We start from the raw sequence: 21,588 nt of genomic DNA, 5'->3' as shown, positions 1-21,588 counted from the left end.
ATTTCTGCGCTATGGGCGCTTTTCCTGTTTGCGGGACTTATTGATGTATTACCATGGAAAGGATGATTGTGATGATTGATACTGGCGATACGGCCTGGGTGCTCATCAGTGCCGCCCTGGTCTTCATAATGACTCCCGGCCTTGCTTTCTTCTACGGCGGCATGGTGCGGAGCAAAAACGTTTTGACCACCATTATGCAGAGTTTCTTTGTTCTGGCCCTTATTTCCGTTGAGTTTATCGTCGTAGGTTACACCATGGCCTTTGGCCCGGATGTCAACGGCTTTATCGGCAGCCTGGATAAACTAGGGCTGGCTGGTGTTGGCCTGCAGGTTTTGGAAGGCAGCACCATCCCAGAACTGGCCTTCGTAGCCTTCCAGTGCATGTTTGCCGCACTGACTCCGGCTCTTATCACCGGAGCTTTTGCCGAACGCATGAAATTTGCTGCTTTTACCGTCTTTATCCTCCTCTGGGCTATCTTCATCTATAACCCCATGGCTCATTGGGTATGGGGCGGTGGCTTCCTGGCTGAGCTGGGTGCCCTGGACTTTGCCGGCGGCCTCGTTATCCATATTCTCTCCGGTGTGTCCGGCCTGACCATCTGCCTGCTGTTGGGCAAACGTCACGGCTATCAGCACACGGCTATGCTCCCTCATAATCTTCCCATGACGGTTCTTGGTGCAACTCTCCTCTGGTTCGGCTGGTTCGGTTTTAACGCTGGCAGCGCCCTTGGCGCCAACGCTCTGGCCGCCAACGCCTTCATCACCAGCCAGGCAGCAGCAGCTGCTGCCGCTGTTTCCTGGGTGCTGGTTGAATGGAAACACAATGGCAAGCCCACCATTCTGGGTGCCGTCTCCGGCTCCATCGCCGGCCTTGTAGCCATCACTCCGGCTGCCGGCTTCGTGGCTCCCATGCCTGCGGTAATCATCGGTCTCATCGGCGGCGTGGTCTGCTACTTCGCCGTAGCTGTCCTCAAGGAAAAACTTGGTTATGATGACTCTCTTGATGCCTTCGGCGTTCATGGCATCGGCGGCACCTGGGGTGCTATCGCTACCGGCCTCTGGGCCACCACGGAAGTCAACCCCGATGGTGCCAACGGCCTCTTCTACGGTGACACCCATCTGTTCGTCGCTCAGCTCATCTCCATCGTAGTGGCTTACGCTTTGGCCGTTGCCGGTTCCTTCGTGCTCTATCAGCTGGTCCATGCCTTTATGGAAACCCGCGCTGACGAAGCGGAGGAACTTACGGGCCTCGATATCATCGAACATGGCGAGCGCGGTTACACCCGCGGCGTGCTGACCTCCAGCCCGCTCCTCGGTTCCTTTGAGACTTCCAGCGAAATGCTGGCCAACACGGTAATGCAGATGAATATGGAGAAAGGATGATTGCCATGCTGACAAAAATCGAAATCATCACCCGTTCCACCAAACTCGATGACTTGCTCCGCGCCCTGAACAAAATCGGGGTCATGGGCATCACCGTAAGTCAGGTTTTCGGCTGTGGCCTGTCCAAAGGTCATCAGGAAGTTTACCGCGGGAAAAAATACGACGTAAAGTTAGTGCCCAAAATCAAAGTGGAAACCGTGGTTTCCGAAATTCCCGTGGACAAGGTGCTCGACACCTGCGAGCGGGTACTGCGCACCGGCCAGTTCGGTGACGGCAAGATTTTCGTCACCGAGCTCAAGGACGCCGTCCGCATCCGCACCGGTCAGCACGGTGATGATGCCATCCGGGATATTCCCGGAGAAACAACCGGAAGCATCAGTGCTTAAAGCCTGTGCTCATACATAAGACCAACAAGAAGAGAGGCGCTACCATGATAGCGCCTCTCTTCTTGCCTTCTCCGGACTAATCTTCCCCATGCCAATTAAGTGTCACCGTAACCCAGCCATCCTGCTGGCAAAAATTGCATTGCGCCTTGTACTTGCGGATAAAGGTCCGCAGCGCTATCATTCCCGTACCATGTCCTGGCTCTTCGTTATAGGGCAGTCCGTCACGGTCAAAGAGCAGCGGTTCCTCGAAACGATTAGCCACCGACAGAACAAACCGTCCTCCCTCATATTGAGCCAACACCTTAATCTCACGATTCATGACCGGCTGTTTCATGCTGGCATGCAGGGCATTTTCCAACAAATTCGACAGCACAATGGCCATATCCGTATCCATGCCGGCCATCTCCTTGGGCAGACTGATTTTCTGCTGCAACGGGATTTCCAGATTGCCCAGATGATAATGATAAATCGACAGCGTCGCATTGATGAGGTCATTGACACAAAATTCCCGAATCGTCGTGCGTTCAAGCTCCGCCGCCTGCTTTTCCACCAATTCCTTTGCTTCACGGATACGCCCACTGTCCAGCAGTGCACTGAGCAAGCGGGTATAATGAAGCATATCGTGACGCAGAACCCGCAAGGTCTGACGACGTTCCTCCGTCAGGCGCGTGTACTCTCTCAAGGAATAAAGCTGCTGGGCCAGCATATTGTTGCGGCCGATTTCCGTCATATGCTCAGACATCTGATGGGCCGCTTTGAACACCAGCCGGAAAATCAGGAAGAAAAATATCGGCAGGGCCAGCCGCCCGACCCGCTCAGGCACGCTGTGATAAAGCTGCCCATCCAGCCAGGGCAGGGCATAGGCGAACAGAACCATCAGCGGCATCAGAGCAATGTAGAGGCCCAGATGACGGAATTGGAAAAATCGCTGCGCCAGTACCAATGTGCTAAACCAACGGCGTTCCAATGGAATCAGCAGCGTAAATAGCACGAGATAACAACTGATTATGGCCAGCATATGCATGCGTTCACCATAATCAGCCGAGAGTACCGCCCCCACGACAAAACCGCTGATGGTATGCAGGAGTACCGCAAACAGGCTCTGCATGCCGAGCACGTACAAATGCTGCACAAAGTCCCGCGGAATGCAGTAATAAGAAATCAGGAAGAACGGCACCCAGCCGAAAGCTACCAGCAGCTTGAAGCGCAGAACTTCTCCGTCGTCCATGCTCATAATGGCTGCATAGATAGCAAACGCCAAAATGCCCCAGCTTACTGCCAGCTGCACCAATTTGCGCCGCTGAACAACGGTAACTGTTTTCGCAAAAGGCAGATAGCGAAGCCAGACACCGGAAAACTGCAGAAGCACCATCATTAACGCCAAAAAATACTCCATTCTCATCCCTCGCCTTCCGAGCTGCAATTCCCTGCATTTATATTTTAACCTAAGTATAGATTTCTCGCTACCTTTTTGCTAAAATTATAATTAGATTAAATTTTCACTAATTTATTCGACAAAGGGGGAAACCTCACTATGGATTTTCTACCGAAAAAACGCCGCAGCATAATGGCTGTAGATGACGATATCATCAATCAGATGACGCTGGAAGCTATCCTCAGCGTCAATTACGACTTCACCGCAGTGTCCAGCGGACCTGAAGCCCTGGCCCAGCTTCCCAACCAATCTGTAGACCTCATACTCCTGGATATCAATATGCCGGAAATGAATGGTTTTGAGGTACTGGCGGCCCTGCAAGCAAATGAGGCCACCAAGGACATTCCCGTCATCATACTTACGGGGGACTCGGACCAGGAAACCGAGGTGCAGGGCATTCAGGCCGGGGCCTTTGACTTCGTCCATAAACCCTTCATTCCCACTCTTATCCTGCGCCGCATCGAGCGCACCCTGGAGCTCAAGTCCCTGCAGCACCACATGCAGCAGGAAATCGACCAACAGACCGCCATCGCCAAGGAACAGCTGGCCTCTACCCGGCGCCTCTTCCGGCAGATGGTAGAAACTCTGGCAGACACCATCGATGCCAAAGACAAGTACACCAACGGCCATTCCCGCCGCGTAGCGGATTACGCCCGGGAAATTGCCCGTCGGGCAGGCAAATCAGAAGCATACCAAAACGCCGTTTACTATATGGCCCGGCTCCATGATATCGGTAAGATTGGTATCCCCTCCAGCCTCATCAACAAAAAAGGCCGGCTGACCGACGAGGAATACGCCGCCATGCAGCAGCACACCATTATTGGCGGCGATATTCTCGCCCATGTGAAAGAAATGCCAGAACTTTTATGCGCCTCCCGCCATCATCACGAACGCTATGATGGCACCGGCTACCCTGACGGTCTTTCTGGCACGGCCATACTGGAAAAGGTACGCATCATTGCTGTGGCTGATGTCTACGACGCCATGACCTCCAAGCGCAGCTACCGGGACGGGCTGCCCCAGGCAGAAGTCCGTCAGGAAATGCTCAAAGCCCGTGGAAAGCAGCTTGATCCCTATTTTACCGATATCATGCTGCAGATGATTGATGAGGACAGCGACTATCAGCTTCGGGAGGGAACGGTATGAATTTCTGGCTGCATCACAGTTTATCCCAATGGGCTACCCGGCTCATTGTCAGTTTTATCTTAATCGTATTGGCTGCCGCCTGTTGGATTTTTTCCAGCAGCACCTTCGACCAGCCCCAGCCCAAAGCCGGCATTGTCCTGCTGGGTGGCATTGACGAAGAAGGCTGGAATGCACCTCAGTACCGCGGCATCCGCAAGGCCTGTGCTGCTATGGGCATAGGCCTCATCACCAAGGAACGCATTATCGGTGATGGCGCCTGCACCCAGGCCGTTCATGAACTCGCTAGCGAGGGGGCCGGCATGATTTTCCTGGCCAGCTACTCCTACTCCCAGGAAGCCAAAAAACTCGTCCGTGAATATCCTCAGATTGCCTTTGGCACCAACTCCGCTGAATGTCATGCCCGCAATATGACCTCCTATTTCGTGCGCATGTATCAGGGCCGTTATCTGGCTGGTGCACTGGCCGGCATGCGCACCAAGAGCAATGTGATTGGCTACGTGGCCGCCATGGAAAACTCTGAAGTCAACCGCGGCATCAACGCGTTCACCCTGGGTGTGCAGCAGACAAATCCTGCCGCCCGGGTCGTCGTCATGTGGACAGGCAGTTGGCAGGACGAGGAAAAAGAAGCACAAGAAGCGCGCCGCCTGATTACGGACGCCGGTGCTGATATCCTCACCTACCATCAGGACGAACCCGCAGCCGCTGATGTGGCCGAAGAACTCGGCATCGATTACATTGGTTATTACGAAGATTTAGGCAAGCACAGCTGGCGCTCCAGCCATGCCCTGACATCCGTGGTCTGCAACTGGGACCGCTACTACGAGGACATCATCCGCCGCTATCTCAAGGGCGAACTAAACTACATGGATAAGCAATGGGTGGGCATGGAAGCTGGCTTTGTGGAACTTTGCGACTTCTCCCCCGCTGTCACCGACGAACAAAAAGCACGGCTTGACCAGATAAAGAAAACGATGCTGGGCGGGCGCTTCGTCTTTGCCGGTGAAATCTACGACCGTCAGGGCAACCTGCGCTGCCGTCCGGATGAATCCATCCGGGATGACCGTCTGCTGCAGCACATGGACTGGCTGGTGAAGGGGGTGGAGATTCTTGAATAATCGCAAAAAAATGCTGCTGACCATTTTTATGACGCTCTTTTTGATTTTCCTCGCAGGAATTTTCATACAGCAGCGAATTGTAGTTATGCTCAACAATGCCGCTGAACATTCCGTGTCCCGCCAGACCGAAGACCTTTCCATGCTGGCTGGGGAACGCTTCCTCCGTTTTCTGACGCCATTGCAGACAGCTGCCAACCATCTGTCTACGCACGAACAGGACAAAGAGGCTGTCCTGCAGATGCTTGTCCAACAAAATCCCCAGGGGCAGGCAGGACTTATCGACTTCCAGCATCATACCATGGGCAGATTCCTGTCCAGGGATTCCTTTCCCCGCCTGCAGCTGGCCTTCCATGGCAACACCATCATTGACTACAATCCCGACATTGGCATCCTGCTGGCCACGCCGGTCTTTTATGGCGACAATGTCCGCTATGTTCTCTATCAGGTCTATCCGCCGGAGATGCTGCCCCAGCTGTTTGCCCTTTCCGATTATGATGCCTTTACCCATGTCATCATCCAATACCGCGATGGCACCTTGGCCGTACCCTACGAAAACTACACCACGGATGATACCAAATTCTGGGCCGACGACACGATTCAGGAGGGCATGAAGGAGGTTCACCGCCGCCTGCAGCGCAGCAAAGCTGCCGCCGTCTATACCGAAGGAGCCGAAGGAAAATTCTTCGTCTTTGGTGCTGACCTGCCCCAGACCGATTTCTCCCTGATTGGCTATATGCCCTGGTCAGCAGTGGCCGGTCAGATTACGAGCATCTATCAGCGGGTGTTCTTCCTCTTTTCCTTTATGCTGATTCTCTTCGCCTGCCTGAGCATTTATCTGCTCATGGCCCAGACCAGCGTGGCCGAGACGGAGGAACTGCGCGAGGCGCGCCAGGCTGCCGATGCCGCCAATCAGGCCAAAAGCCAGTTTCTGGCCAATATGAGCCACGAAATCCGTACCCCCATCAACGCCATCAGTGGCATGAATGAAATGATTCTGCGGCAGGAGCTGCCTGCGGAAGTCCGAAAGTACGCCAGCAATATCAAATCTGCCACAGCGGCTCTTTTGACCATCATCAACGAAATTCTTGACTTCTCGAAAATCGAATCCGGGCATATGGAAATCGTACCCACAGATTATCAGCTGGCCCAGGTGCTGCGGGAGGTCGGCACTCTGGTAGGCGTGCGGGCTCAGGCCAAAAATCTGGCCTTCAAGATTCACGTTGACCCCTATCTGCCCAACGGCCTCTATGGTGATGCGGGGCGCCTGCGCCAGATTCTCATCAACCTGCTGAACAACGCCATCAAGTACACACCATCAGGCTCCGTCACACTGGACATCAGCGGCCAGCGCAGTGCAAGCACCCTGCGCCTGCGGGCTGCCGTCACCGATACCGGCATCGGCATTCGCGAGGAAGATAGAGCGCGCCTTTTCCATGTCTTTGAGCGCCTCGACATCAAGCGCAACTGCCAGATTGAGGGCACCGGTCTGGGACTGGCTATCACCCATCGCCTGCTGAACATGATGGAGGGCACCATTCAGGTGGACAGCACCTATGGTGAAGGCAGCACCTTTACCATCGAACTGCCTCAGAAAGTCCATTCCTTTGACCCGATTGGTGTTTTCAATCTCAATGCCCAGCCTGACCTCGATACAAACCTCAGCCATCAGGCCAGCTTTATCGCCCCCGATGCCCGTGTGCTCATCGTGGACGATAACGATATGAACTGCTTTGTGGCCAGCAGTCTGCTCAAGGAAACGCAGATGCAGACCACCATTGCCCATAGTGGTGCCGAAGCCTTGGAAACCCTACAGAAACAAAGTTTCCATGTGGTTCTGCTGGACTACATGATGCCCGGCATGGACGGGGTGGAAACCCTGCACAAGGCCAAGCAGCTGCAGGGCATCAGCAGCACCCGCTTTATCGCTCTGACAGCCACCGCCCTTTCGGGTTCCCGAGAAAAATTTCTCGGCGAAGGCTTTGACAACTACCTCAGCAAACCCATGACCGGTGATGAGCTCACCGCCATGCTGCACCGCTATCTGCCAGCAGAACTGATAAAACCGGCTCCGGCTTCCCTGCCGCCGATGGCAGCGCCTGCACCCGCCCCTGCCACAGAGAAACCTCCAGCCACGGCAGCAGACACACCGCCCTCGCCGCTTATTGACCGCGAACTGGGCATGAAATACTGCAACAATATGGAGGCCATCTACCACAACATACTGGGCATGTTCAGCAAACAGTCCATCGGCAAGATTGCACGGCTGGACGAAGATTTTGCCACGGGCAACTGGAATGACTACCGCATCAATATCCATGCGCTGAAGTCCACCGCACTGACCATCGGCTGCCGTAGTCTCAATCAAAAGGCCAAGGAGCAGGAACAGGCCGCCAAGGACTATTTGGCAGAAGACGCAACGCCCAGCCAAAAGCAACAGGCTCTGGACTACCTCCAGCAACACCACGCAGATATCATGGCGCTCTACCGCAAAACTGCGGAAGCAGCAAATCCGCAATAGCCAAAAGGTGCTGTGACGAAATGATTTTCCATTTCGACACAGCACCTTTTTATGCTATACGTTCTTAAATGTTTTCCCAGACAATCTCCTTGGCCCCCGGCGGCATCTTCACCTGCCTGTTGTAGGCGATACTCTTCACCGTTGCTTCGGCCACTTCTTCCGGCGTGGCTTCGGGATTGCGGCGGATTTCGTAAACGCCATGGGAGGCCTGTTTAATGGCGTAGGACTTAGGCGTATGGAACTGCAATTCCGTTTTGACGCCCGAAGGGCTGATGAGCTGCACATTGATACCCTGATAGAACTTGCCGCCCCAGGCATTATTGAACTTCACCACCTCATAGCCGCTGGCGGTGAGTTTTTTCATGGCTTCGGGCACCCGATGACTGTAATCCTCGTCCTTTATTACGAGGGTATAGCGCAGTACATCACTGATACCGTCAGCGGCCTGCCCCAAGTTCACGTTATCCTTCACGGCATCGGACAAAATCTTCTGCATCAGGCTGTCCTCAGCCTTGATGCGATGCGTCAGTCCGGTAAGGTAAACTCCATTCTGCTCCAGCGCCCGCATATCCCGCGTAATGTCAGGCTCAGCCTCCTGCGCTTCGGCAATCAAGCTCTGGGCCAGCACCGTCATGGTCACCACCATCACAGCGGTGATTTTGGCGAGCGAGGTGCGGACATATTGCAGACGCATATTCTTCATAATGTTGCTGGTAATGTTCTTGCTAATCTTCTTCATCTGATTCATTATCTTGTTTCCTCCAGTCTTGCTAAAAGCTAACCTTCGAACAATATGAAGTATAACAAAGTTAAATGAAAATATGATGATTGACTATGAAAACAAAATGAAGATTAACGATAAGAGACCAACTCTTCCATGGGTTTCGTCTTTTCATGGTTCGGCAGGGGCCGTACACCTTCTGCTCCATAGCCCACATCCAAAAGCATGACAACCGTTTCATCTGCCGGCAGTTCCAAGGCTTCTGCCGCCTTGTCCGGGTCAAATAAATTCAGCCAGCAGCTGTCGAGCCCCGCATCTGCGGCCGCCAACATCATATGCGTGGCCACAATGGTGGCATCTTCAGCGCCGGAGTCATACTTATCACCGGGATAGGTAAAGCACTGCGTCTTGTTGTAGGCCACAGCCAAAACCACTGGCGCACCATAACGGCAGGGCGTCAATTCATCCACGAGTTTCAACGCCGTCTCGGATTTCAATACATAGACATGCTGCGGCTGGCTGTTCTTGGCCGTAGGAGCCAGCTGGCCCGCCAACAGAACCCGGTCGAGTTTTTCCTGTTCCACTTCTTTATCCGGCTGGAATTTTTTACAGGAATAACGCATTTTGGCCAGTTCAATAAAATCCATTCGTATAACCTCCTTGCAGTCGTAAACAATATCAACAAGCATTATTTCGCGAACCAAGCAAAAAAATCCTGCCGCAGTTACAGTTTCCCGCAATTATAATTTGCGATATTAAAAAGCACGCACACATCAAAGAATATCGATATATTCGTGATTCAAGGCCTTGTTCATACTGCGCACGGCGCAGAACTTGCCGCACATGCTGCAGGTTTCGCTATGGCCGTCCTCCGGCATACGGCTCTGGCGGATTCGTTGCGCCGTTTCCGCATCCAGTGCACAGGCAAACTGCGCTTCCCAATCCAGCACCCGGCGGGCCGCCGCCATCTTATCATCCGCTTCCCGTGCCCCTGGCAATCCTTTGGCAATATCAGCAGCATGCGCGGCAATCTTGCTGGCGATAATTCCCTGCCGCACATCGTCAAGATTAGGCAAAGCCAAATGTTCTGCTGGCGTCACATAACAGAGGAACGCGGCGCCATGCATGGCGGCTACTGCCCCGCCAATGGCGGCCGTGATATGGTCATAGCCCGGCGCAATATCGGTAACCAATGGCCCCAGCACATAGAACGGCGCACCATGGCATAGCGTCTTTTGAATTTCCATATTGGCAGCAATCTGATTGAGCGGCACATGCCCCGGGCCTTCCACCATCACCTGCACATTGCGCTTCCAGGCCCGCTCCACAAGTTCCCCGAGACGGGAGAGTTCGTCAATCTGACAGTTATCCGTGGCATCGGCCAGACAGCCTGGACGGCAGGCATCGCCTAACGATATCGTCACATCATACTCCGCGCAGATGTCCAATATCTCATCAAAGTATTCATAAAAGGGATTTTCCTCCCCGGTCATGCTCATCCAGGCAAAAACCAGACTGCCGCCGCGACTGACGATATTCATCTTGCGCGACTGATTCCGAATCTGCCGCACTGTATCCCGCGTAATGCCGCAGTGCAGAGTCACAAAGTCCACGCCATCCTCAGCGTGCAGACGTATGACATCGAGAAAATCCTGCGCCGTAAGTTCTGCCAAGTCCCGCTGATAATGTATGACACTATCGTAGATGGGCACTGTGCCAATCATGGCCGGGCACTCGGCCACCAGCTTGCGGCGAAAAGGCTGCGTATTTCCATGACTGGATAAATCCATAATGGATTCAGCCCCCAAATCCACGGCACTCATGACCTTCTGCATTTCCAAATCGTAATCCTTGCAATCCCGGGATACGCCCAGATTCACATTGATTTTCGTCCTTAGCATACTGCCCACACCTTCGGGATTCAGTGCCTTATGGTTCTTATTGGCACAAATAGCCACCTTGCCTTCAGCCACCAGCGCCCGCAAATCTTCTGCCGCCATCTTTTCCTTGGCCGCCACGATTTCCATTTCCCTCGTGATGATTCCTTGACGTGCTGCATCCATCTGCGTTGTGTAAATTCTGCTCATCTGTTATTGCCTCCTCCAAAACACAAAAAAGGGAAGGACTTTGAATAAAGTCCTTCCCGGTCTATAAAAATCTTCCCTACGTTGGCATTATCCAAATCAGGTGCGGTCGAAGTGCGCAACTTCCTCTCAGCCCGTCTGCGAGCTCCCGTTCTATTTATTTGTTTTTGTCCCACGAGGGAAACCTATTGTTCATTCTAGCAGGTTTGCCCAGCAAATACAAGAGCTTCCTCAGAAGCGGAAATCCCGCTTATCCGAATGTTTGATGGCTTCGATATGCTCTGCGGCAATCTGCCGGACTTTTTCCTTGGGAATCTTCTTTAACTCCTCATCAATGAGCCGATAGCCTAATTCCCGCGTTTCCTCGCTGGCATAGTCTGTAAGATATTCCGTCAGCGTCATCAGGGCGTTAGGCGTGCAGCAGTTGACAATCTGCCCGCTCTTGCAAAGGCTCATAAAGCGGTCCCCCGTGCGCCCTTCCCGATAGCAGGCCGTGCAGAAGGAAGGAATATGGCCCGTCTCCATCAGCCACTTGATAACCTCATCAAGAGTACGCTGGTCGGACACATTAAACTGTTCCGTATCCGTCGGCCGTTCCTTTTCCGTATAACCGCCCACGCTCGTACGGCTCGCACCGCTGACCTGACTGATACCCACCTGCAGCATGCGCTCCCGCACCTGCTCAGATTCGCGGGTGGAGATAATCATGCCGGTATACGGTACAGCTAACCGAATACATGCGGCGATTTTCGTGAAGATTTCATCGCTGATGGAATTGTCAAAGGCATCGGGGTCGATATCGTCGGCTTTTTTCACACGCGGCACGGAAATGGTATGCGGACCGACACCATGCACCGCCTCGAGGTGTTCGGCGTGCATCAAAAGACCGGCAAATTCATACTTATAGCCTTCCAGCCCGAAGAGCACCCCTAAGCCTACATCGTCAATGCCCCCCTCCATGGCCCTGTCCATGGCTTCCGTATGCCAGGCATAATCATGCTTGGGCCCCGTGGGATGCAGCCGCTCATAGCTTTCCTTATTGTAGGTTTCCTGAAAGAGAATATAGGTGCCAATACCTGCCTCTTTGAGCTTGCGGTAATTTTCCACAGTGGTGGCGGCAATATTCACATTGACCCGGCGGATGGCGCCGTTTTTATGCTTGATGCTGTAGATGGTATGAATGCAGTCCAGAATATAGTCCAACGGGTTGTTCACCGGGTCTTCCCCGGCCTCGATGGCCAGCCGCTTATGGCCCATATCCTGCAGGGCGATAACCTCCGCCTTCACTTCCTCCTGCGTGAGTTTCTTGCGGGGAATATGCTTGTTCTGTCCATGATAGGGACAGTAGACACAGCCGTTGACACAGTAATTGGACAGATAGAGCGGTGCAAAGAGCACAATCCGGTTGCCGTAAAACGCCTGCTTAATTTCCTCGGCGATTTCATACATGCGGGCAATCTTCTCCGGATTTTCACAGGCCAGCAATACAGAGGCCTCCCGGTGGGTCAAGCCCTTACAGATATAACCTGTGCCCGTCTTAACCGGCCGGGCTTTTTCCAGTATCTCATCAATCAGGGCAAAATTGTCCTTGTTCGCTTCCGCATAGGCAAGAGTCTCACGGATTTCTGCATCATTAATAAATTCTTCTGCACGTAAAGAACGGGGATTGTACTCATACATAGTGGTCATCTTCCTTTCAGAATAGCTCTCCACTAATTAGTATAGCACAATCCCCATATTATGATGATTATTTTTCCAAATTTATCTTATTTACACGCGAATTAACTTAATATGCCCACGGCAATAGCGGTAAAGTATCCCGATAAAGATACCGGTAATCAACCAGCTCACGGGATAGCAGGCCATCAATGTGGCGTAATCGGGGCTAGCAGGGAACAGCGTATACAGCCAGGTAATGCGCACGCCGCAAATACCCACGAGCGCGAGCACTGCCGGCGGGAGCGAAAAGCCATAGCCGCGCAGTGCGCCGGACAGCACATCGATAAAAACCTGCAGAAACTGCGGCGCTACGATGTACCAGAAGCGGATAATGCCTAACTCCACTACCATTTCATCCGCATTGAACAAGGACAGGAACTCCCGCGCAAAGCCAATCACGATAACGCCCATCGCCACGGTAAAGGCAATATCCAGCCCCAGCCCCACCTTGGTAATCTGGAAGCAGCGTGGCAGATTGCCCGCACCATAGTTCTGGCTCACAAAAGTCGTGGTTGCCTGGGCAAAGGCATTGAGCACGCAGTAAACATTGACCTCAATGGCAAAAGCCGCCGCCGATGCCGCCATGGCATCCGGCCCCAAACTGTTCACCGCCGCCTGAATCAAGATATTCGAGAATGAAAAGACCATGCCTTGAATGCCCGCAGGCAGGCCAATGGCCACAATATCCCGCAGCAGGCGACCGTCCAAGGCAAAGCCGTCAAAATGCAGGCGCAAAATGTCCTGCGAATGGGTCAGGAACCAGAACAGAATAAAGGCGCTGACGCCGGTCGCGACAACCGTAGCGAGCGCCACACCCATAACGCCCCAGCCCCAAAGGACAAAGAGCAAGTCCAGTGCGATATTGACCACACTGGCCACAGCCAGAGCCAAGAGCGGCGTACGCGTATCCCCGCGGGCACGCAGGATAGCCGCTTCAAAGTTATACATGCCGATAAAAGGCAGGCCGAGCAGATACACCCGCAAGTAGGTTTCCGCCATTTCCTCAACTTCGGCCGGCACATCCAACCAGTTGATAATCGGCGTGGCCATCAGCTCACCAAACAACAGCAGGGCAAAACCTGTCGCCACGGCTAAAGCAAAAGACGTCTGCACAGCTGTGCCAACTTTTTCCGGCTTCTTCGCCCCGATAAAGCGGGCAATCACCACATTCGAGCCTAACGAAAGCCCCATAAAAAGATTGACCAATATCCCGATAACAGAAATATTATTGCCCACGGCCGCCATGGCATTCTTACCCACAAACTGCCCCAAAACGGCCACATCAGCCGCATTGAAGAGCTGCTGCAGAACACCGGTAAGGGCCAGGGGAATCGCAAAAATAATCAGCTTATCCCAAAAAGAGCCATGAAGCATATCCATGTCCCCTGTGTTTAACATTCTATTCACCTCAAACTAATCGCCAAAAAGCAAACGGTTTACTTATTATAACGCACAATCTAAAATAAACAACCCCCGCTAAAAATTTTTCTTGCCGGGACTTTGGAGGCCTGTATTTTATGTTACAATAAGAGCAGTGATTGTCGAAAAAACATCTTTATATATTACAGGAGGTACATGATGGAAAAACTCGGATTTATCGGCATGGGCAATATGGCGCAGGCACTGGCCGCAGGTTTTATTAGCGCCGGCGCCATTGCCAAGGAAAAAGTCTACGCCTTTGCCCCCAATCAGGAAAAACTGGCTAAAAATGCCGCCGCTATCGGCTTTACGGCAGTTAAGACCGTGCAGGAACTAGCCGATGCCTGCGATACATTGGTAATGGCCTGCAAGCCCTACCAGATTGAGAGCGTCCTGGCAGAACTTGGCGATAAATTAAAGGGCAAAGCCCTAATCTCCATCGCCGCCGGCTGGGACTTTGCCCGCTATGAGAGCGTCCTGCCTGCAGGTGTCCGCCTGCAGTTCATCATGCCCAATACCCCGGCAATGGTTGGTGAAGGGGTACTGCTCTTTGAGGAGCGCAATACCCTTACAGCAGAGGAACACGCCGAAACCAAGAAACTCTTTGCCGCCGTGGGTTTGGTGCAGGAACTCCCCAGTCACCTCATGGGCATTGGCGGCACAGTCACCGGCTGCGGCCCGGCCTTTGTCGACCTCTTTATCGAGGCTTATGGCGATGCGGCAGTAAAATATGGCTTAAAACGCGAAGATGCCTATAAGCTGATTTCCCAAATGGTGCTGGGCTCGGCAAAACTTCAGCTCGCGACTGGCATCCATCCGGGCGTGCTCAAAGATAATGTATGCAGCCCGGCGGGAACTACCATTCGCGGGGTTACGGCACTTGAAGAATACGGATTGCGCAATGCATGCATTAAGTCCGTGGATGCGATTATGAATAAGTAACCGCGCCTGGTAGCTTAAAGGCTACAAATCATCAGAGAAGACGGCGGAGCGGCCGGAAACTGGCCCCGACTACGCTAAGACCGCTGGCTAAAAATCATTTTTGCCTAGGATAAAACGCCAAGCACTTAAACTCACTGCGTTCAAACAAAAGTGCTTGGCGTTTCTTTTTGTGGTGGGCAAAAATGATTTTCTTTACGCCAGCGGCCATACGCTTCGCTGTGGCCAGTTCCCGGCCGCTCCGCCTTAGTACCTGCTATTTGACAACGCCGATGTCAACCGGCGCCAGGGAACCGATGCGCAAGTAACTCAGGGCGGGGCCGTCAGGCTTGCCGCAGCGAAGCGTTTGCTCTATCGCGTTAAGAAATCATTTTTTGCCCATACCACTAAAAATAACGGGAAACGTCTTTGTTTGAACGCAGTGAGTTTAGACGTTTCCCGTTATATAAAAGGCAAAAAATGATTTTAGCGAGAGAGCAAAGCGAAGTCGTGGCAAGCCTGACGGTCCCGCCCGACTACCACGAACCCACGGTGGTAATCACTCCCCGCGTCTGCCATGATAGAGACACCAAGGCTCCTCCGCCATATAGTCCCCGCCATGGTAATAAGCCGCTCTAGCCCGGCACCCGCCACAGACGCCCTTATAGTTGCAGCTGCCGCACCCGCCGCTATATTCGAGTGTACGCAGTTTCTTCAGCACTTCGCTGTTATTCCAGATTTCATCAAAGGGCGTATCATGCACATCACCCAATTCCATATTGAGGTAAGCGCAGGGCTGTACCTTGCCCCGCGGGCTGATGATGCAATAGCTAAGCCCTGCCAGACAGCCGCGGTGGAATCGCGTCTTAATCCCCAGCTGGTCAGCAATGCGCAGGAACTGCGGTGCGCAGGTCGGCTTTAATTCAATATCTACTTCCTGCTGTTTCTTCATAATGCGGGTCAGCACATCTTCATACTGCTCCGCCCGCAGGGATTCTTCCTCAATCGTTGCGGCTCTGCCGGTCGGCACCAAAAAGAAGAAATGGTGGGCCTTAGCGCCGATTTCCACGGCAAAATCCGTCATGGCTTCGAGTTCCTGCTGATTCCAATCCATCACCGTCGTATGAATCTGGAAGGGCAGGCCCACTTCGCGGCAGTTTTTCATGCCCTGTACTGCACCGTCCCAGCCACCGGGGAAGGCGCGGAATTTGTCGTGCTTTTCCTTGTCCAGCGAATCCAGCGAAATGCCCATGCCTCTAGCCCCGGCCTCTTTCAAGGCCTTGGCCATTTCGAGCGTAATCAGCGTGCCATTGGTACCGAACACGGGAAACAGCCCCAAATCAGACGCATACTTCACGAGTTCCACAATATCCGGGCGCGTCAATGGCTCGCCACCGGAGAAAATCATGATTTTGAAACCGGCTTTGGCAATTTCCCGCAGAAGTTTTTTGGCTTCTTCCGTGGAGAGTTCATCCTCCGCCTTGCAGCCTGCATCGCGGTAGCAATGGGCGCAGTACATATTGCAATTATTGGTCGTATTCCAGGATACAATTTTCATTTTGCGCCCACCTCACTTAAGGCCGATTTCTTCATCGGTCAGATAACAGGAAGGGTCAGATTCCCAGAAATCCCCTGTCACCGCTTCGGCACGCGTACGGAAGTTGCCGTTGCAGTTGTCGAGGAACTTGCATTTGGCGCAGCGGCCTTTTAGCAGCGGCTTTCTATCCTTTAAGCCGGCCAGAATCGGACTTGCCGAAACATCTGTCCAAATATCGCCGAACTTTCTTTCCCGCACATTGCCAAAGGTATGGTGCTGGGTGAACTGGTCCGGGTGCACATATCCTAGCGGGTCAACCTCGCCAAAGGCAATGCCGGAGCGGTTGCCGCCGTTCATGGAAATGTACTTCTTAATCTGCTCTGCCGTCTCATCGCGGCCTTCGGCCAGCGCTTTCAGATACATATAGACGCCATCACAATGATTGTCCACCGTGAGGATTTCCTTTTCGAGGCCCCGTTCCTCAAAATCGCGAGTACGGCGGATAATCGTGTCCATCGCCTTGCGGGACTGCTCCGGCGTTACATCCTGATTGACCATCTTTTCCCCGCGGCCGGAGTACACGAGATGATAGAAGCATACGCGGTTAATGCCCTTTTCCTCGATAAAATCGAAGATGTTATCGAGTTCCTCAATATTATGGTGGTTGATGGTAAAGCGCAGGCCCACACGCTGGCCAACAGCCACGCAGTTTTCAATGCCCTGCATGGCCTTTTCATAAGCGCCTTCCACGCCACGGAACTTATCGTTGACGTCCTTGAGTCCGTCCAAGGAAATGCCCACATAGCCCACGCCGATATCCTTGATACGCTGGGCAACTTCGCGCGTAATCAGGGTGCCATTTGTCGAAAGGGTCGGTCTTACGCCCTTTTTCTGCGCGTATTCCGCCAGTTCAAAGAAGTCCGGACGAATCAGCGGCTCCCCGCCGGAGAACAGCAGTACAGGCACATGAAAATCAGCCAAATCGTCAATAAACTTTTTGGCTTCTTCCGTCGTCAGTTCGTCTTTGTATTTCTGCGCATCCGACTGCATATAGCAGTGCATGCACTTGAGATTGCAGGTTTTCGTGGAGTTCCAGACCACCACCGGCCCCATACCTTCGGCCGCCCCATTTCGCATCGTGTGGGCATTTTTCGTATAGCGCAGATTATCCCCATAATATTCCCGCGCGAACAACAGTTTCGTTACACTAATCATCTAATCCTTCTCCTAAAACACAATACACATTATTTCGTCTGCTTCTTAATCCCATCCAAAAGCAGCCGCATTTTCATTGCCACGTTTTCCTGAAAGGAAATCGAGAGTTTGCTGAACGCCGTGGCCTGATAAATGGAATGGAACATCTCTGTGATGAGTTCAGCAGGCACATCATCACGCACCTCGCCTGCTTCCTGCCCCTCGCGCAAAATCCGCTCATACAGCGGCTTAAAGCCCGGCGTGGGCACTTTTTTGCGTTCCTCGGCGTCCTCCGGCAGCCCCGAATGGTCAGCCGCCGCTAAAAACAAAGGCAGTACATAGCGGTTCTCATCCAGAAATTTTGCCGTCAGCATACAAGCCACCGACAAAAGTTCACAGGCCGGCCGGCCATCTTTCCGCAATTCTTCAATGGCTTTATTTACGTCAGCCACCAAACGCCCGAGCAAATGCACCAGCAATTCTTCCTTGGACTGAAAGTAATTGTAAAATGTCCCCGTGCCCAAATCGGCACCATTCATAATATCCGCAATGGATGCTTCACGGAAGCCCTTCTTGCTGAACACCACCACGGCCGCATCCAGTATCGCCTGCCGGGATAACATTTTCTTCCGCTCCCGGCGGCCCATTTTTTCTTCCATAATCGCATCGCCCCGTTCATATGTATTTCATTCTGTTTTCTATTATATCGAAAAAAGTCTGGCGTGTGAAGGAAAAAATGAATTTGATTCATATTTTTGTACAATCCTACATCCTCAAAAATCCCTCTTGCGACAGGGTTAAACATATTGTATGATAATTATGTATTATTAATTATTATCTTGCGATAAGTTTAGATAATACAATATTATATCAACAGCGTACACAGTCAAGCAAAACGATTGTAACGTTGCTAACTTTGGAGGTTTTATTATGTTAGGTCTTCTCATTGCCATCGTGGTGGTGGCCTGGGTTGCCCGCTTCGTACTCAAAAAGTACCCGGCGCAGCCAGTACTCTTTACCGCCGGCATCGTGATGATGGTGCTGACCCTCGTCTTTGGTCTGGGCGAAATTCTCCCGGCCAAGCAGTCCACTGGCTCACCCTGGCTGGATATCATTCAGTCCATCAGTTTGGCTTTTAGCAGCCGCGCAGCCAAACTCGGCATGATTATCATGCTGATTGGCGGTTTTTCCAAGTATATGGACAGCATCGGCGCCAGCACCGCGTTAGTGCGCATCGCTATCAAGCCCTTGAAAAAGCTCGGCCATCCCTATATGGTACTGGCTCTGACTTCTGTACTCGGCAACTTTCTCGCCATGTTCATCAGTTCTGCATCCGGCTTTGGCCTCTTGCTCATGGTGACCATGTATCCGGTATTGGTGCGTTTAGGCGTCAGCCGCATCGCCGCCTGCGCCGTTATCGCGACCACTTCCGCTCCCGGCTGGGGCCCCGCTGGTGCCGACAACATCTTTGCCGCTGAACTCATCGGCATGGAAATTGTGCCCTACTTTATGCAGTATCAGGTGCCTGTCGGTCTGTGCACCATAGCGGCGCTGGCCATCAGTCACTTCTTTGTCCAGAAACATCTTGATGTCAAAAATCCAGACGAAATGGCAGGCAAGGATGTATCCGCTGCCGTAACAGCCGAACAGGCAAAAGCACAGGAAGCTCCTGCGGTTCCTTCCTTCTACGCCCTGCTCCCCATGCTGCCGCTGATTCTGGTGCTGTTCTTCGGCCTCAATGAAAATACCGGCATTAAGATGGACATCAACCTGGCTACCTTAATCAGTATTTTCCTGACCATGCTCATTGAATTCCTGCGCCATCGCAACGGCCTCAAAGCCTGCAAGGATATCGGCGCATTCTGGAACGGCATGGGCCTGCAGATGGCTACGGTCGTAACCCTCGTCGTCGCTGCCGAAACCTTCTCCAAGGGTCTTATCTCCCTCGGTGCCATTGACACGCTGATTACCAGTGCCCAAAACGCCGGCTTTGGCGGTATCGGCATGATGTTCGTCTTCGTTGCCATCATCATCGCCGCCACCCTCATCACCGGCAGCGGCAACGCCACCTTCTTCGCCTTCGTGCCCTTGGCACCGAAAGTGGCCGCCCTGTCCGGCATTGCTCCGGTACTTTTGGTACTGCCCATGAACTTTGTGTCCAACCTGGCACGGTCCCTCTCCCCAATCGCCGCCGTCATGATTGTCGTGGCCGGTGCCGCAGGCCTCTCCCCCATGGATTTGGCTAAGCGCACCTTTATCCCGGTAGCCGTGGCTACAGTAGTGAATATCGCGGTGACGCTGATATTGTTCTTCTAAACATAAAAAAAGCAGGCTGACTATAAGCAATTACTTATAGCCAGCCTGTTTTGCGTTGAAATAAAGTTCTTCTTGTTGTCAGGTAATAGATTTAGATGTTTTATTTTTCAGCTGGGGAAGCTGTATCCGGAATGGGGATAACCGGTTGTCACTAAAACTATTTACAATCAGCACTTATTTCAAAGGGGATTAAAGCTCCTGACCTGTAAAGGGTGAAGCTGCCGAGAAAAACCAGTTCTAGTTTATCGAACCGGTTCGATAAACATTATTATAACATCACCTGTCTTTTTGTCAAGAATTTTTGCCTTTAGCCAGCGGCTTCAACAAGTTGCCCCTGGCTGAAACGTGGGGGCAATCATCCACGGCTGTGAATCCTGTTCGCCTTTAATCATGGCAATGAGCTTACATACGGTCAACTCTGCCAGCTCCTTTATCGGCTGCCGAATGGCCGTAAGGGGCTGCGTTCCCATCTGCGTAATCAGCGTACCATCATAGGCCAGCAGTTTTACATCCTCCGGCACCCGCAGTCCCCTCTCCTGCGCCACATAAAGACAGGCCGATACGGAAAGGTCTGCCCCCAGAATTCCATCTGCATCCGGATAGTCAGCAAACAGCTGCCGGGCTATCTGCATAAAACTTGCATAAGACGGTTCATTCCACGGTCTTTCAATCCGGTCAACCTTCACGCCCTGACTGGTCAGAATTTCCGCTGCTACCCGATGATAGTCATCCGCGGGTGTTTTCATAATGCTGCTGCCCACAATTTCCACTACGTGCCGGCAGCTGTGCCGCAAAAAAGCCTCCGCCGCCAGTTTTCCGCCCTGACAATGGTCACAGTGCACAATGGGGATACAGTTATTCAAGTAACGGTCAAAAGCTACCACCGGCCGCTCAAGATTGTCATAAAGCCCTTCATCCAGAGAATGAGCGCCCATGATAATCCCATCCATATTGCGCCGTTTCAACATTTCCACAAAATGACGTTCGGCGTTATCTTTGGCATGCGTGCAACAAAGCACCATCTTATACCCGGCATTATAAAGCGCCGTTTCCAGTTCACCAATGAGCTCACCAAAAAAGGGATGAGCTGCCGAAGGCATAATAACCCCGATGGTATTGGTCCGATTCAATGACAAACTACGGGCCACGCCACTGGGCACATAGTGCAATTTTTTCATGGCCGCTTCCACCTTGCGGCGGGTTTCCTCTGATACATAGCCCTTTTTATTCATCACAAGCGACACCGTACTCGGTGCCACGCCAGCTTCTCTGGCTACATCCTTAATCCTGACCATTGCTCCTCCTGCTGACAATATCTTTCTGCTAATTATTGTAACAGTAAAACACCGCCACAACAAGCGGCAGAGTTTTAACTGCGAACGCAAATCCCCCCAAGATAATCCCATTGACAAACCAACACTTAACGGCTAAAGTAAAAGATAACAATCACATACACGGGAGCTCGCAGACGGGCTGAGAGGAAGTTATGCACTTCGACCGTTACGGAACTTTCGGCAAATAAATTAAACTCTTGCTGGTCTAAGTTTCCACTGTCTTCGTTGTCGACATTCGCCATAGCACCGCTATGCCTCATATCTCCGCCTAGACATTGAAAACTCATCCTGCGCAATCTGTTCAATTTATTTCCCTTCAGTTCCTAACCTGATTTGGATAATGCCAACGTAGGGAAGTAGGAAT

At 52.5% G+C, this 21,588-nt stretch carries 17 protein-coding genes and 1 riboswitch; of the genes, 7 read left to right on the top strand and 10 right to left on the bottom strand.

What is annotated here, in order from left to right; all coding sequences use genetic code 11:
- Nucleotides 1-71 precede the first annotated feature (71 nt).
- A complete protein-coding gene (locus T320_RS04905; RefSeq protein WP_037353545.1) occupies nt 72-1,382 on the top strand; it encodes an ammonium transporter in 1,311 nt (436 codons plus the stop codon).
- On the top strand, nt 1,379-1,768 hold the full coding sequence (locus tag T320_RS04900; protein WP_026759880.1) for a P-II family nitrogen regulator: 390 nt from the start codon (nt 1,379-1,381) through the stop codon (nt 1,766-1,768). The genes T320_RS04905 and T320_RS04900 overlap by 4 nt, the downstream gene beginning before the upstream one ends.
- Before the next feature lie 76 nt (nt 1,769-1,844).
- Here the strand turns inward: T320_RS04900 and T320_RS04895 are convergent, their stop codons facing one another.
- The gene (locus T320_RS04895) at nt 1,845-3,164 is read right to left on the bottom strand and encodes a sensor histidine kinase (protein ID WP_037353543.1); all 1,320 of its coding nucleotides are present in this window, start codon (nt 3,162-3,164) and stop codon (nt 1,845-1,847) included.
- 138 nt (nt 3,165-3,302) lie between these two features.
- On the opposite strand from T320_RS04895, the gene T320_RS04890 reads away from it, so the two are divergent.
- The 3 genes from T320_RS04890 to T320_RS13885 are packed head-to-tail and all read left to right on the top strand — an operon-like array spanning nt 3,303 to nt 7,982.
- A complete protein-coding gene (locus T320_RS04890; protein ID WP_026759878.1) occupies nt 3,303-4,349 on the top strand; it encodes an HD domain-containing phosphohydrolase in 1,047 nt (348 codons plus the stop codon).
- The gene (locus T320_RS04885) at nt 4,346-5,464 is read left to right on the top strand and encodes a BMP family ABC transporter substrate-binding protein (RefSeq protein WP_051608598.1); all 1,119 of its coding nucleotides are present in this window, start codon (nt 4,346-4,348) and stop codon (nt 5,462-5,464) included. The genes T320_RS04890 and T320_RS04885 overlap by 4 nt, the downstream gene beginning before the upstream one ends.
- On the top strand, nt 5,457-7,982 hold the full coding sequence (locus T320_RS13885) for an ATP-binding protein (RefSeq protein WP_051608597.1): 2,526 nt from the start codon (nt 5,457-5,459) through the stop codon (nt 7,980-7,982). The genes T320_RS04885 and T320_RS13885 overlap by 8 nt, the downstream gene beginning before the upstream one ends.
- Before the next feature lie 64 nt (nt 7,983-8,046).
- Here the strand turns inward: T320_RS13885 and T320_RS04875 are convergent, their stop codons facing one another.
- The 5 genes from T320_RS04875 to T320_RS04855 form a co-directional block, all read right to left on the bottom strand.
- Nucleotides 8,047-8,730, bottom strand: coding sequence for a hypothetical protein (locus tag T320_RS04875; protein ID WP_037353541.1), 684 nt, complete (start codon nt 8,728-8,730; stop codon nt 8,047-8,049).
- A gap of 104 nt (nt 8,731-8,834) precedes the next feature.
- Entirely contained in the window at nt 8,835-9,350 is a 516-nt protein-coding gene (locus T320_RS04870; protein ID WP_037353539.1) for a nitroreductase family protein, read from the bottom strand.
- Between the two features lie 126 nt (nt 9,351-9,476).
- Nucleotides 9,477-10,790 carry a phosphomethylpyrimidine synthase ThiC gene (gene thiC / locus T320_RS04865; RefSeq protein WP_037353537.1) on the bottom strand — a complete coding sequence of 438 codons (1,314 nt, stop codon included), beginning with the start codon at nt 10,788-10,790 and terminating at the stop codon, nt 9,477-9,479.
- 55 nt (nt 10,791-10,845) lie between these two features.
- A riboswitch (TPP riboswitch) is annotated at nt 10,846-10,949 on the bottom strand.
- 69 nt (nt 10,950-11,018) lie between these two features.
- Nucleotides 11,019-12,467, bottom strand: coding sequence for a [FeFe] hydrogenase H-cluster radical SAM maturase HydG (gene hydG, locus T320_RS04860; protein WP_037353535.1), 1,449 nt, complete (start codon nt 12,465-12,467; stop codon nt 11,019-11,021).
- A gap of 90 nt (nt 12,468-12,557) precedes the next feature.
- The gene (locus T320_RS04855) at nt 12,558-13,904 is read right to left on the bottom strand and encodes an MATE family efflux transporter (RefSeq protein ID WP_037353534.1); all 1,347 of its coding nucleotides are present in this window, start codon (nt 13,902-13,904) and stop codon (nt 12,558-12,560) included.
- A gap of 180 nt (nt 13,905-14,084) precedes the next feature.
- On the opposite strand from T320_RS04855, the gene proC reads away from it, so the two are divergent.
- Nucleotides 14,085-14,867, top strand: a complete 783-nt coding sequence (proC, locus tag T320_RS04850; protein WP_037353531.1) for a pyrroline-5-carboxylate reductase — start codon at nt 14,085-14,087, stop codon at nt 14,865-14,867.
- 535 nt (nt 14,868-15,402) lie between these two features.
- On the opposite strand, the gene nirJ2 is transcribed toward proC, so the two are convergent.
- Genes nirJ2 through T320_RS04835 form a run of 3 tightly spaced genes read right to left on the bottom strand, consistent with a single transcriptional unit; the run spans nt 15,403 to nt 18,233 of the window.
- Nucleotides 15,403-16,401 carry a putative heme d1 biosynthesis radical SAM protein NirJ2 gene (nirJ2, locus tag T320_RS04845; RefSeq protein WP_037353528.1) on the bottom strand — a complete coding sequence of 333 codons (999 nt, stop codon included), beginning with the start codon at nt 16,399-16,401 and terminating at the stop codon, nt 15,403-15,405.
- A 12-nt stretch (nt 16,402-16,413) separates the two neighbouring features.
- Nucleotides 16,414-17,595 carry a putative heme d1 biosynthesis radical SAM protein NirJ1 gene (gene nirJ1, locus T320_RS04840; RefSeq protein WP_037353525.1) on the bottom strand — a complete coding sequence of 394 codons (1,182 nt, stop codon included), beginning with the start codon at nt 17,593-17,595 and terminating at the stop codon, nt 16,414-16,416.
- A gap of 29 nt (nt 17,596-17,624) precedes the next feature.
- Nucleotides 17,625-18,233: a TetR/AcrR family transcriptional regulator gene (locus T320_RS04835; protein ID WP_037353523.1), complete on the bottom strand. Its 609-nt coding sequence runs from the start codon at nt 18,231-18,233 to the stop codon at nt 17,625-17,627.
- A 271-nt stretch (nt 18,234-18,504) separates the two neighbouring features.
- Here T320_RS04835 and dcuC point away from each other — a divergent pair, with 271 nt between their 5' ends.
- Nucleotides 18,505-19,890: a C4-dicarboxylate transporter DcuC gene (gene dcuC, locus T320_RS04830; RefSeq protein ID WP_037353520.1), complete on the top strand. Its 1,386-nt coding sequence runs from the start codon at nt 18,505-18,507 to the stop codon at nt 19,888-19,890.
- A gap of 320 nt (nt 19,891-20,210) precedes the next feature.
- Here the strand turns inward: dcuC and T320_RS04825 are convergent, their stop codons facing one another.
- Nucleotides 20,211-21,185 carry a LacI family DNA-binding transcriptional regulator gene (locus T320_RS04825; RefSeq protein WP_037353517.1) on the bottom strand — a complete coding sequence of 325 codons (975 nt, stop codon included), beginning with the start codon at nt 21,183-21,185 and terminating at the stop codon, nt 20,211-20,213.
- Nucleotides 21,186-21,588 lie beyond the last annotated feature (403 nt).

The organism is Selenomonas sp. FC4001 (genome assembly GCF_000701565.1).
Lineage (GTDB): Bacteria > Bacillota > Negativicutes > Selenomonadales > Selenomonadaceae > Selenomonas_A > Selenomonas_A ruminantium_B.
This window is presented reverse-complemented; position numbering and strand designations above follow the sequence as displayed.